This window comes from Pleurocapsa minor HA4230-MV1, assembly GCA_019359095.1.
In the GTDB taxonomy this organism is placed as follows: Bacteria; Cyanobacteriota; Cyanobacteriia; order Cyanobacteriales; family Xenococcaceae; genus Waterburya; species Waterburya minor.
This window is the reverse complement of sequence record JAHHHZ010000013.1, coordinates 421,068-433,184: the sequence shown is the minus strand read 5'-3', so window position 1 is coordinate 433,184 and position 12,117 is coordinate 421,068. Positions and strand designations below refer to the sequence as shown.

Below are 12,117 nucleotides of genomic sequence, written 5' to 3'. Positions count from 1 at the left end.
GTAATTATTCTGAATGAAGATAAAACCACTTAAATTGGAAAACAATTAAAACAAACTATTTGTTTCCCTAAGCTTAAGAATTTCATGCTCGCATTAAGAATTGGTAATTATCAATTTAAAAATTTTATCTCGCGCAAAGACGCAAAGACGCAAAGACGTAAAGACGTAAAGGGACTAGGAGATGTCTTAATTTATCGTTCGATGGCTATAAAATTAGTATGAGCAATCGGATTTAGTCTCGCTTTGGCGATCGCTAATTTGCTCCAGTAAGATAAACTTTAGCTACTTGTGGTCTACCCCAAATAACTGTTTCTTGTTTGTAGATCACCATTCCTGGTTTTGCTCCCTTGGGTTTATAAACGTGTTTTGGTTCGGTATAGATTACGGGAACTTGCTCACTTTCACGGGCTTGACTATAGTAGGCTGCGATGTCTGCCGTAAATTGAAGATCTGCTTCACTGGCAACTGCACCAGGATCTAGACGTAGCAATACATGACTTCCAGGAATTTCTTGGGTATGAAACCAGAGATCGTAGTCCACCGCCGTACGAAAAGTTAAAATATCGTTCTGACGATTATTACGACCAATCCAGATTTGCACTCCTGAAGGTGCAGTTAAGCGATAGGGTTGAGAGTCTCGATCTATTTGGCGATCGCTTTCTTGACGTTCGGCAATGATATATTCTTGTTGAATTAGTTCTTCTTTAATCTCGGCTAAAGCCTGTAAATCTTCGGCACTTCCTGTATTTTCGCTCTGTAGCTGATTTAAAGCTGTTTGCACCTGAGATAAATAGTTAATCTCGCTCTCGACATCTGCTAATAAGGGAACGACTGCATCCTTAGCACGTTTCAGTTTTTGGCTCTGTTTGTATATATATTGAGCATTTTGAGCAGGATTTTTTTCAGGATTGAGCTTAATTTTAATCGGTTCCCCTGTCTCAAAGTCATTAAGGGTAATCGACTTCATGCCTGGCTGTAATTGCTGAAGATGCGCCATTAATAAATCTCCTTGCTGACGATAGCTTTGGGCATCTGCCGACTGTGCTAAACGTTGGCGAAAAGTATTTGCTTTGATGTTAAGTTTTTTTAAGAGGTTGATCAGCTTTTGGTTGAGCTGATGGTGTAACTGCTGAAACTGCTGGCGGTTGACTGATTGAGTATAGTAAAGATTTAGCAGTGTTTGAACTGACTCTACCGAGGTGGTTTTATTCCAGCCCAAAACTGTATAGCCATCCTCTAACCATCCTGGAGAGAACTGCTGATGTTCCAGGACAAGTAGCCACTTTTGCCAATAGCGAAATAATGCTTGCCAATGTTCTAATTCCAAAGTGTCGGTCTGCTGTTGAGGAGATAAGCCAGCTGCGATCGCCATTTCTGCTGCTACTTTAGGACTTAAGCCACGATAGGACTGGAGTAATTGACGTTTTAACTGACCAGGAACTAGACTCACTCTTTCCTGCCAACGGGCAAAAGATTCTTCTAATTTAGGAGTAGTACCTGTGAGGGAGGGAGGAACTTCATACAGCTGTCCCGTCTGAATTGGGCGTACGCTAGACTGAGTAGAGCTAATTTGCCTAGCGGGAGTGACAATCTGCTGTGAACCATCGGTTAAAATGACATTACTGTGTTTTCCCATAATCTCAACGTATAAGTGCCATAGAGGCTCTTCTCCTGGGCGTTGGGCAAACTGGAGGTCGATTACTCTTTCCCAAGGAGCGATCGCCACAACTCCCGTTAGAGCTAAACCTTTGAGCTGATGGCGCAGTTGATCGCTAAAGGTAAAGGTATCTTTAATGCGGGGTGGTGGATCGCCAAGGTTAATCCGAGCCGCTTCAGGATGCCAGCAAATAGTTAACCAAGGCTTGGCTTTGAGGGTACGTAGAGCGAGAGAAATAGTAAAGCGATCGCGCTGGTAAACCTGTTCGATCCGCGAGGGAATCCAATCTCGATTTAGTTCGGCACAGCTTGCCATTAAAGTCGTGTAGTCAACTGGTTGCATAATTGTAAAAAAGCAAAAGATATGAGATTAAGTAGTAAATTATTGTGATTTTGGCTACAAAGTAGTTGAATTATTGCCAAAAGCTAAAATTTCCTTAAATAGCTCCGTTTATATGGCTTTTTCCTTGTAAATCGAGTGGTAAAACTATAGTATTAAAACTATATTTTCCCAAATTTAAAGTTTAGCGAGAAGCAGTCTGAAAAGTTGCAAATGAATAACTATGGATATCCAGTTAATTAATATTGGTTTTGGTAATATCGTTTCAGCTAATCGTATTATTGCCATTGTTAGCCCAGAATCTGCGCCGATCAAAAGAATTATTACTGAAGCTAGAGAGAAGAGCCTGCTGATCGATGCCACCTATGGTCGTCGTACCCGTGCCGTAATTATTACCGATTCTTCTCATGTGGTACTTTCAGCAATTCAGCCTGAAACCGTAGCTCACCGCTTTGTAGTCAGCAAAGAACCGTAGCCCAACTAGATTATCACTAATGTCAGTCGAACAGCCAGGTAAACTTATTGTTATTACTGGGCCGAGTGGAGTAGGTAAAGGCACTTTGGTTAGCCTGCTCTTACAACGTCATCCTCAATTACGTCTCTCAATATCTGCTACCACTAGAGAACCTCGTCCAGGCGAAATAGATGGCGTTGCCTACCACTTTTTGAATCAGCAAGACTTTGAAACCGCCATCCTCAATCATGAGTTACTAGAGTGGGCAGAATATGCGGGTAACTATTACGGTACGCCCAAGGCGCAAGTATTAGAGCAGATTGAGCAGGGTAATTATATTTTATTAGAAATTGAGTTGGCAGGAGCTAGGGCGATCGCCAATATTTTTCCTCAAGCAAGGCGGATTTTTATTTTACCCCCTTCAATTGACGAGTTGGAAGCGAGAATTAGAGCCAGAGGAACTAATTCCGAAGAGTCGATCGCCAGCAGGTTAGCTATTGCCCGTCAGGAGATTGCTGCCAGTGAAGAGTTTGAATTTATCATTGTCAATGATGACTTGGAAGTGGCGATCGCTCAACTAGAAAGCGCTATTTTCGCTTAAATTATGCTGCTCCAGAAGTTTAAAGCTTATATCAAGTCCGCTTAATTATTTTTAATAAAATCTTAGCGTCTTTGCCCCAAACTAAGCGGGATAAACGTCTTTGCGACGCGAAGCTAGTCCTTTAGGGCGCGAGTTTTAATTGGAATTGTTTAAACGGACTTCATATTAGAGTTTAAAGCTTTTTGATAAACTGCGATCGCTTGCTGGGAAACTTCCCGCCAGGACACACGATGTTGACGAGCTAAGGCAGCACAGTCTTCGTATTCAGGCTGCACGTTGATGATTTGTTTGTCCTCCCCAAATCCCCAGCTACCAACTTTAATCCGTACGGTGCCATACTTGGTCTCGATCGTGTTAATTTCGCGATTGAGAATACTTCTCTGCTGAGTGCTTTCGCGGATACCTAAAGTAGTTGTCTCACGGAAGATAATGGTTTTACAAACATATGCTGTGTCAGGATGACAGATCGCGGTTAACAAAATGCCTGAACGGGATTTTTTCATACCGATGCTTTGAGTAAAAACATCCAGCGCCCCTGCTGCTAAAAGCTGTTCGAGGGTATATGCCACTACTTGCGGACTGAGATCGTCGATTTGAGTTTCGAGTACGGTAATTGTTTCTTGCTCTAGCTCAATCTTGGCTGGGTTTTCTGTTGCTTCACCAATCCATAAACGCAGAATATTTGGAATTGCCAAATCTTTTGAACCCGCACCTAAACCAATTTTAGTTAACTTCATCGCTGGAGGTTCACCAAAGTGTTGCGCTAAAGTTACGGCGATCGCGGCTCCTGTTGGTGTAACTAGCTCTTTTTTGATACCATTACTGTAAATTGGCACTTCTCTTGTCTCCCACAGCTTGACCACCGCAGGCACAGGAACAGACAGTTGACCATGAGCAGCCTTAATCGTCCCTCCTCCAGTGGGCATGGGCGAACAATAAAGCCGATCGAGATCCAGCCAGTCTAAACCGATACAGGTGCCAACAATATCGATAATGGCATCAGTTGCCCCGACTTCGTGAAAGTGAACCTGTTCGGGGGGAATACCGTGAACGGCACTTTCGGCGATCGCCAACTGTCGAAATATGCTCAAGCTCCAGCGTTTTACCCGTTCTGGTAGAGATGCAGCTTGAATTAAACTGGCAATCTCTGGTAAACGTCTAGCGTGGTGGTGATGATGCTCGCTATGATCGTGGCGATGTTGCTGCAAATTGACATAAACTTTAGTTGCTGATTGCCCATTACGGCTCACAACCTCGGTGCTTAACTGATATTCTGCTTCTATACCTAAACTCTTGAGACCATCAAGCAAATATTGCCAGGGTAACCCACAATCTACCAATGCTCCCAAGCACATATCCCCAGCAATTCCTGTCGGACATTCCAAGTAACCAATTTTGACCATAAAAACCGTTTTGCTCAATCTTGAAATGATTTTAGCTGTTGATTGTTCTTTAAGTAAAAATTATTATTAATCGATTAGCACTATGGCAATTTTATACGAACTAAATCAAAATAATCCTCAACAACGGACGATCAACCAAATAGTTACTGCCTTACAAAAAGGCGCGGTAATGCTTTATCCTACCGATACAGTTTACGCGATCGGCTGCGACCTGAACGTCAAATCTGCTGTAGAAAAAGTGCGCCGAATCAAGCAGATGTCTAACGATAAACCCCTCACTTTTCTGTGTTCTTCCCTCTCTAATATTGCCGAATACGCCACGGTAAGCGATCGCGCCTATCGGATTATGAAACATTTGATTCCTGGCCCTTATACCTTTTTACTCCCTGCTACTAAACAAGTACCCAAGCTCGTCATGAGTCCCAAAAGAAAAACCACAGGCATTAGAGTTCCCGAACATACCTTCTGCCAAGAACTGTTAACCACTTTGGGTAATCCAGTCGTTTCTACTTCAGCGCATTTACCTGACGACGATGGAGACTATCCCACCATCAACCTGGAAAAAGCCTATCTTTTTGATGCGCTAGAAAATCAGGTAGATATCATCATCGATAATCAAGTAGACCCAGGTTTCAACGTCTCTACTATTTTAGATTTTACTACCGATGAACCAGAGGTTGTGCGTCAAGGCTTGGGTTGGCAAGAAGTAGAAAACTGGTTAGATATCGTGCATTAAGGATTTGGTTACCCAATTTCTCAGTCTAATTAACCTCAGTTCGGGATAAGCTGCAATCTTACTTTTTTGTTACTAATTGGCTGAATTAATTTTTGATCTTCAATAACAGCGGAAGCACAGATGAGTTGTGACAATTGACTCTGGATTAAAAAGCTAAAAGCTAAAAGCTAAAAGCTAAGAGCTACCCTAAGCGATCAATTGTCTTAACCCGAACTCAGTCTAATTATGCCCAAAGCGATCGCCAGAAAAATTTAGGCAAAGACAACATTCTCCGCCAACGCCAAGGTTCTTGATAGAGACGGTAAGACCACTCCAAGTTATTGTTGCGTAACCACTCTGGCGCACGCTCTTTAGTTCCCGCCCAAATATCCAAACTCCCGCCAACACCAATCCAGACTGCATTGGGACAGAGATGGCGATTTTCTTGAATCCATAGCTCTTGTCGCGGTACGCCAATACCCACCAAGATAACTGCGGGTTGTTTGGTCTCTAGAGTCTGTTTCCATTCCTCTAAGGCTACTCCCGTAACATATCCATCTTGGGTCAAAATTGACAGGCGAGGATACTGCTCTTGCCATACCTTAGCTGCTTGCTCTGCCGTCCCAGGACTACCCCCAAAGAAGCATAAAGAATTAGACGGATTAGATGTCCCTAAATACTCAATTAAAGCAGCAGCTAGCTCAATTCCAGGGCAACGCTGATGTTTACGACCCCGCAACCGCATATAAATAATGACCCCTGCACCATCGGGAATGACCAATTCTGCTGCTGTGATAGTTTTTCTCAGAGCTGCGTCTTCCTGCGCCATCATGCTCATTTCAGCATTTAACGTCACTACATGAGTCCCAATTTGCTGCTGAAGCCTGGCTATCAACCAGCCTAGATAATCATCGAGGAGATGAACCTGAAGATTAAGCACGGGAAAGGTAGCAGGAGTGGGCAAGTTACTATCTATAGACAACATAATTTTTGCTTAGCCAATTAAAACCAGTCTAGATTTTAGCTTCAATTATTGCTAAGTAGATCGGGAAAAATAGGCCTTAGCGCGATTAGGCTAGTTTAACGGCTGTTCCTGTTGCCGTAATTAATAACAGCACGCCTTTGTTGTCTACATTAATTGTTCCTGTATCGATTTCAATCCCAACTACGGCATCGGCATTTAATCTTTGAGCGCGTTCTTTTAGTTCAGCGATTGCCTTTTGTTGTCCTTGTTCAAAAACCTTTTCATAGCTACCAGTGCGTCCACCAATTACGTCGCGAATTCCCGCAAACAGATCGCGTAAGGCATTAGTGCCATATACTACCTCTGCTGTCACTACTCCCAAATAGGCTGCAATCGGTTGATTTTGAATTGTATCAGTTGTGGTAACTAACATTTCTGTTTAAAGCGATCGTAACTAAATTTGCTTTTACATTATATTATTGATAGCTATTACTTGAGAGTTTAGTTAAATGCACCACAATACTTATGACCGATTTTGTGGCAGTTGGTGGGGGAGCATTATTGGGCAAACAATGGTTAATCAAATTAATCAATTTGACGATCCCCTGACTCAACCTTGGCTATTAAAACGCAGACAAATAGCGCAAATGATGCTTACTCAAAAATTAGATACCACTAATTCACTTTCATTTCTAGCACTCCAATCTGCTGGCGATGATTTGAAATATCATAGTAATCTACTATCTCTGTTACCTCTGATTATTTTTCAGACAGATGAAGCGAATTTGTCTTTAAAACTCGCAAAACAGCCTAACTTAAAAACAGTAAATTCCCCAAGCAATATTTTCCTTAGTCAGGACATACTAATCTGGAGCTATTTACTAACTACCGTCTTGAATCATAAAACTAAAATAGCCGAAAAAGAGCTGTTAATTAAGAATGTTTTTCAACAGAATCTGAGGCCAAAAAGCCCCTTAATAGAGATGTTGAACATAGTGGTTCAAGGAATTAAAAACGGTATCAGCTTGCATCAATTAATGGAGCAATTATTAGCCAAAGATCGGCTTCAGGCAACGGCGATCGCCTTAAGCTGGTATTGTTTTGCCACTACTCCCCACGACTTTAAATTATCTGTCCAGAGGGCTGCCCGTGTTGATCCCAAGCTAGCCTGGTTGACAACTTCTCTCACCAGTACATTGTCGGGGGCATATAATGGTGTGACAAGGATTTCAGGAAATTGGAGGGCAGAGATTGAGCAAAATCAAAGCTGTGATTTAGAAAATCATCTGTTGCTAAAACTATTTAGGTTTTGGTTGGGAATTTATCCTTCAGAGCAAAATAATGAATTGTATAATCTAGAGTTAGATGCGATCGCGTCACCTCAATTTATTCAACCTCGTCAAAGTTTAAAAATTATTTCGCAATTCTCGTCAAGCTAAAGATTAAATTACCAGGGATTTTAGTGCTATATTGCCATAATCAATTTGCCCAAGTATTAAATTAATATTTTCTTATGTATATTGATTAACAGTTTTTAGTTAAATATTGTAGTTAATTTGGCTCTTGTAATAAATTTCAATTATTTTGTAATATACAGTTATTAAATATTCTTTTAGATCTTTAACTAAAATTAAACTCTAGCGATTCTATCGCTGATAAAAATCCTCACCTATGATGAAAAGCTGGCATTCACTAATTCAAAAAATTGAGGGATGGCGAGACAAATATCAACACCAAAAATTCGTTTGGTGGGGAAAAAAAATTCGCAACAAAACTTTGAGCGAGTTGTCTTTTGGCTCTAATTATGGGCAATCAGGTAGAAAAAGACATCAAACCAAATTGAGAGATTTTATCGTCATGTTAGTTTTGAGCATTATTGCCTTGACTAGCGTAGTTGGTTACCGATTTTATAACCAGCCTCAATTAACCGTAGGGAAAATTGCTCCTCTCACAATTAAAGCTCCCTACTCAGCGCAGTTTGAAGACACCCAAACCACCTTAGAAAGACGCAAGGAAGTACAAACTGGAATCATTCCGATCCTCAAGCAGAATGAAGAACTAACCCAAGAAATTAGCGACAAACTGGAGTCATACCTCCAGCAGATTGATGAGCTGAGGAAAATGGCTGCACCTTTCCCCTTTGCTGCGCCACAAGCTCTCTCCTTAATGAGCCAGAAATATATTCGCTTTTGTCCAGAATCAGAATTTAAGTCGGTTTTAGCTTCTGTGAAGCAAAACTATGGGGCCACCAACTCGAAAAACTTAACTTTAGAAAAAAGACCAGACTTTAATCTCGACTTACAAAAAGTAGCTACCGAACTGGAGGCATACCGCAAAAATAATTCAGAAACTAAATTTAATACTCTTATAGCTCAAATTACTTTAACTCGTTATCGCTACTCCCAAGCTTGGAAAAGCATTCCACAAAGAAAGATTGCGCATTTGGCAGAAAAAGAATTAATTATCTTGCTCGACCTGAGCGAAAGAGAATGGAAAGCCACTAAAAAGACGATCTTACAAACTGCCGAGCGCATTTTAATTCAAGGAATTCCCTTGGGTCTACCCTCAAATTTACAGGAGCAAGCTGTTACTGCACAACTTAACCCACAGATGCCCGATCTCACGGAACCGATCGCCTACAATCTATTATTAGAGACCCTACAGCCCAACTTGGAAGAAGATAAATACGCTACGCGCAAGATGGCCGAAAAAGCGGGAATGGCAATTAATTCGGTGGTCGTGGAGATAGAACAGGGTGAGGTGATTGTTGAACAAGGAGCAAAAATTACTCAAGCAAATTTTGTTTTACTCGATGGCTTTAAATTAAGCCAACGTGGAGTCAACTGGAGAGGACTTGAACTATCAGCACTTATAGTCGGGGGGATTGTTAACTTATTTTTAGTGATTCAAAGAAAAATCTATTCTTCAATTCGCCATCGCGATTATTTACTGCTTTGTTTATTAGCAATTAGCGCACCTTTATTAAGTGTCTTTGAATTTCCCCACACCAGTTTACCTGCGATTGGGCTATTAGTTAGCAGTTTTTACAGCCCTGGTTTAGCGATTTGCCAGGTGGTATTGGTGACAGTACTAGTAATGTTTAGTAGTCAGAATATTGGCTCGATCTATCTTTTATCAGGGGCGATCGGGGGCTTAATTGCTGCTGTTTTTGCAGGTAGATTACGTTCACGAGAAGCAATTTCTAAATTGGGTATTGCAGTAGGTCTATCTCAAATAGCTGTTTACCTAATTGTCAACCTGATTATAAGTACCAGTGCCACCACTATTTGGTCGGCAATCTTACCTGATGCTACTATTTGCGGTTTATTTGGCGTAGCTTGGATTGTGTTCGCCATTGGGATCTCTCCTTATCTCGAACGCTTTTTTGACTTGATTACCCCCATTCGCCTAGCAGAATTATCCAATCCTAATTTGCCGTTACTCAAAAGATTGGCAACTGAAGCACCAGGAACTTTCCAGCACACCATGTTTGTCGCTTCCTTAGCCGAAGCTGCTGCGAGAGAATTGAACTGCAACGTAGAATTGGTGAGAGCAGGGACTTTGTATCATGACATCGGTAAAATGTATGACCCTTTGGGATTTATTGAAAATCAAATGGGCGATCCCAACAAACATGATGCCATCGACGATCCTTGGGTCAGTGCTGAGATCATTAAAAAACATGTTAGTGAAGGATTAGTCATAGCGCGAAAATACGGTTTGCCCAAAGCCATTCGTGATTTTATTCCCCAACATCAAGGCACGTTACTAATTGTCTATTTCTACTACCAGGCAAAGCAAAAAGCTCAAGAGTCGGGAGCCGTAGTGGCAGAAGCCGATTTTCGCTATATTGGGCCTATTCCCCAGTCCAGAGAGGCTGGTATTTTGATGCTGGCAGATGGTTGTGAGGCAGCGCTGCGATCGCTATCCGATGCGACACCCAAACAGGCTCTAGCTACCCTGCAAAAAATTTTTAAGTCTCGTTGGCAAGATCGTCAGTTAGTTGATAGTGGGCTAAGCTATGATGAACTACCAGTAATTGCTGAAGTTTTTATCCGTGTTTGGGAACGGTTTAACCATAAGCGGATCGTTTATCCCAAAGGCGCGCTGGATTTAGCCGCCAAAAATAATAAATTGACTTAAATTAGTATAGTTAGCAGATTATGAGAATCTAAAAGTTACTGTGGGTCAGCAAACATCGTTACAGTCAGCTCAATTAAATCAGGCTCATGCCAGCTTGCAACAAGCGATTTCTTGGTATTCTAGTTTTCGCCGTCATGGTAATTTCCCTCCTAGCGATCGCCTTCAAGCAGCAGTCAAAACTGATTTACAGTCTTTGCAAAATGCTTTAGAAAGATTAGATCGCCAAGCGATTCGCATCAGCACCTTTGGTTTGGTTAGCTGTGGTAAATCATCTTTGATTAATGCCCTCTTGGGAGAGGAAGTGGTAGCCACAGGGCCTTTGCATGGCGTGACCCAATCTCTGACTATTTTGCGTTGGAGTCCTTCCCTAGAATCAGGCTTAGACGCTGAATTAATCGATACTCCTGGTTTAGATGAAGTGACAGGGGAAGCAAGGGCAGTTATGGCGCGATCGATTGCTCAAAAATCTGACCTGATTTTATTTGTAGTGGCAGGAGATATTACTCGCACTGAATATCAAGCTCTCTGCGAATTAAGAAGTACCCAAAAGCCACTTATTCTAGTTTTTAATAAAATCGATCTCTATCCCGATCTCGATCGCCAAAAGATTTATCGACAGCTGCAAAAACTCAATGTGGCAAATAGTGGCAGCCTCCTGGAAGATATTATTGCCCCTCACGAAATTGTGACGGTGGCAGCCAAACCCCAACCAATCCAGGTGAGAACTGAATCGGCAGAAGGTACTGTAGCTCATACCTGGGAATATCCCGAACCTGAAATTGAATCTTTGAGGGATGCTTTAGTACAAATTCTCCAGCAGGAAGGAAAATCGTTGCTGGCACTCAACGCTTTAGTACAGGCGAGGGATGCCGAACTTAATATTGCCCGCAAAACCATCGAGTTGCGTCAGTTAGAGGCTCAAGAAATTATTGCTAAATATGCCCGCTATAAGGCGATCGCCGTTGCTGCTAACCCGATTATTTTTGCTGATTTAATTGGTGGTTTAGTGGCGGATCTAGCTTTAATTAGATCTTTATCCAAACTCTATGGTCTACCCATTACTACCTTTGAGGCAGGAAACTTACTCAGGCGAATTTTAGCTAGTACAGGAGGTTTATTACTAGGAGAAGTTGGCAGCAGCTTATTTTTAAGCGTTGGTAAAAGTGGTGCAATTTTGAGCAGTGGTTTTGATAGTGCTGGAGCAATTACCGCTTATCTAGGTACTGCTAGTGTCCAGGGAGCGATCGCTGGTTACGGTACATTTGTCATTGGTCGAGTAGCCCAGGTATATCTCGAACAAGGCTGTACCTGGGGCGAAATGGGTGCTTCAACCCTAATTAAACAGATTTTATCTCAGGTAGAACCAAATACGATTATCTACCGCTTAAAACAAGAATTGATGCAACTTTAAAGTAGGTAGGAAGTAGGAAATAGGAAATAGGAAATAGGAAATAGGAAGTGGTATTTCAAAGATGTCCTAACGTTGTTATACTGAATCCGATTCTCAAAAATAACTTGGTGTAAACAGTTTAATTGGGCTGAAACTCTATTACCCATTACCCATTGGTGACAAGTTAAGAAAAGGTAGAATTTGTCAAATGTAGTCAAATCAGGGAGTGGGAAGCATTTTAAACTAGGCAACGACAACCGATAAACCGATCTTGGCGCTCGCGAGTAATTCAATGGCACACTCACAAAAAAGCATTTCTGACCATCAGATTTGGTATCAGATCAATCGGGGAGTAAAATTGGTAGTACCCGTGAGTAATATAATTTGTAATAAAATTAGTCGAGTAATATATACGATCGCAGATACGGGATTAATATTACTTTCCCAGGGG

Annotated in this window: 10 protein-coding genes; 6 read left to right on the top strand and 4 right to left on the bottom strand. The window is 41.6% G+C overall.

What is annotated here, in order from left to right:
- Positions 1-253 precede the first annotated feature (253 nt).
- Positions 254-1,999 (bottom strand): NFACT family protein, encoded by a 1,746-nt coding sequence (locus KME09_06855; protein ID MBW4533642.1) that lies wholly within the window; start codon positions 1,997-1,999, stop codon positions 254-256.
- A 220-nt stretch (positions 2,000-2,219) separates the two neighbouring features.
- Between KME09_06855 and KME09_06850 the strand changes: the two genes are divergently transcribed.
- Positions 2,220-2,471, top strand: coding sequence for a DUF370 domain-containing protein (locus KME09_06850; protein ID MBW4533641.1), 252 nt, complete (start codon positions 2,220-2,222; stop codon positions 2,469-2,471).
- A gap of 19 nt (positions 2,472-2,490) precedes the next feature.
- A complete protein-coding gene (gmk, locus tag KME09_06845; protein ID MBW4533640.1) occupies positions 2,491-3,051 on the top strand; it encodes a guanylate kinase in 561 nt (186 codons plus the stop codon).
- A gap of 149 nt (positions 3,052-3,200) precedes the next feature.
- On the opposite strand, the gene larC is transcribed toward gmk, so the two are convergent.
- On the bottom strand, positions 3,201-4,454 hold the full coding sequence (gene larC, locus KME09_06840) for a nickel pincer cofactor biosynthesis protein LarC (protein ID MBW4533639.1): 1,254 nt from the start codon (positions 4,452-4,454) through the stop codon (positions 3,201-3,203).
- A gap of 82 nt (positions 4,455-4,536) precedes the next feature.
- Between larC and KME09_06835 the strand changes: the two genes are divergently transcribed.
- On the top strand, positions 4,537-5,190 hold the full coding sequence (locus tag KME09_06835; protein ID MBW4533638.1) for a threonylcarbamoyl-AMP synthase: 654 nt from the start codon (positions 4,537-4,539) through the stop codon (positions 5,188-5,190).
- 223 nt (positions 5,191-5,413) lie between these two features.
- Here the strand turns inward: KME09_06835 and KME09_06830 are convergent, their stop codons facing one another.
- Positions 5,414-6,154, bottom strand: a complete 741-nt coding sequence (locus tag KME09_06830) for a WecB/TagA/CpsF family glycosyltransferase (GenBank protein ID MBW4533637.1) — start codon at positions 6,152-6,154, stop codon at positions 5,414-5,416.
- An 85-nt stretch (positions 6,155-6,239) separates the two neighbouring features.
- Positions 6,240-6,566 (bottom strand): YbjQ family protein, encoded by a 327-nt coding sequence (locus KME09_06825; protein ID MBW4533636.1) that lies wholly within the window; start codon positions 6,564-6,566, stop codon positions 6,240-6,242.
- A 76-nt stretch (positions 6,567-6,642) separates the two neighbouring features.
- Here KME09_06825 and KME09_06820 point away from each other — a divergent pair, with 76 nt between their 5' ends.
- The 3 genes from KME09_06820 (at position 6,643) to KME09_06810 (ending at position 11,687) form a co-directional block, all read left to right on the top strand.
- Entirely contained in the window at positions 6,643-7,572 is a 930-nt protein-coding gene (locus KME09_06820; protein MBW4533635.1) for a hypothetical protein, read from the top strand.
- A gap of 235 nt (positions 7,573-7,807) precedes the next feature.
- On the top strand, positions 7,808-10,276 hold the full coding sequence (locus tag KME09_06815; GenBank protein ID MBW4533634.1) for an HDIG domain-containing protein: 2,469 nt from the start codon (positions 7,808-7,810) through the stop codon (positions 10,274-10,276).
- Between the two features lie 40 nt (positions 10,277-10,316).
- Positions 10,317-11,687, top strand: a complete 1,371-nt coding sequence (locus KME09_06810; protein MBW4533633.1) for a GTP-binding protein — start codon at positions 10,317-10,319, stop codon at positions 11,685-11,687.
- The last annotated feature ends 430 nt before the right edge of the window (positions 11,688-12,117 follow it).

Bases quoted from the DNA above. Each gene is read 5' to 3' on its own strand.
- KME09_06830 (MBW4533637.1), bottom strand. From the start codon at position 6,154: ATGTTGTCTATAGATAGTAACTTGCCCACTCCTGCTACCTTTCCCGTG.
- KME09_06815 (MBW4533634.1), top strand. From the start codon at position 7,808: ATGAAAAGCTGGCATTCACTAATTCAAAAAATTGAGGGATGGCGAGAC.
- larC (MBW4533639.1), bottom strand. From the start codon at position 4,454: ATGGTCAAAATTGGTTACTTGGAATGTCCGACAGGAATTGCTGGGGAT.
- KME09_06835 (MBW4533638.1), top strand. From the start codon at position 4,537: ATGGCAATTTTATACGAACTAAATCAAAATAATCCTCAACAACGGACG.
- gmk (MBW4533640.1), top strand. From the start codon at position 2,491: ATGTCAGTCGAACAGCCAGGTAAACTTATTGTTATTACTGGGCCGAGT.
- KME09_06855 (MBW4533642.1), bottom strand. From the start codon at position 1,999: ATGCAACCAGTTGACTACACGACTTTAATGGCAAGCTGTGCCGAACTA.
- KME09_06825 (MBW4533636.1), bottom strand. From the start codon at position 6,566: ATGTTAGTTACCACAACTGATACAATTCAAAATCAACCGATTGCAGCC.
- KME09_06850 (MBW4533641.1), top strand. From the start codon at position 2,220: ATGGATATCCAGTTAATTAATATTGGTTTTGGTAATATCGTTTCAGCT.
- KME09_06820 (MBW4533635.1), top strand. From the start codon at position 6,643: ATGCACCACAATACTTATGACCGATTTTGTGGCAGTTGGTGGGGGAGC.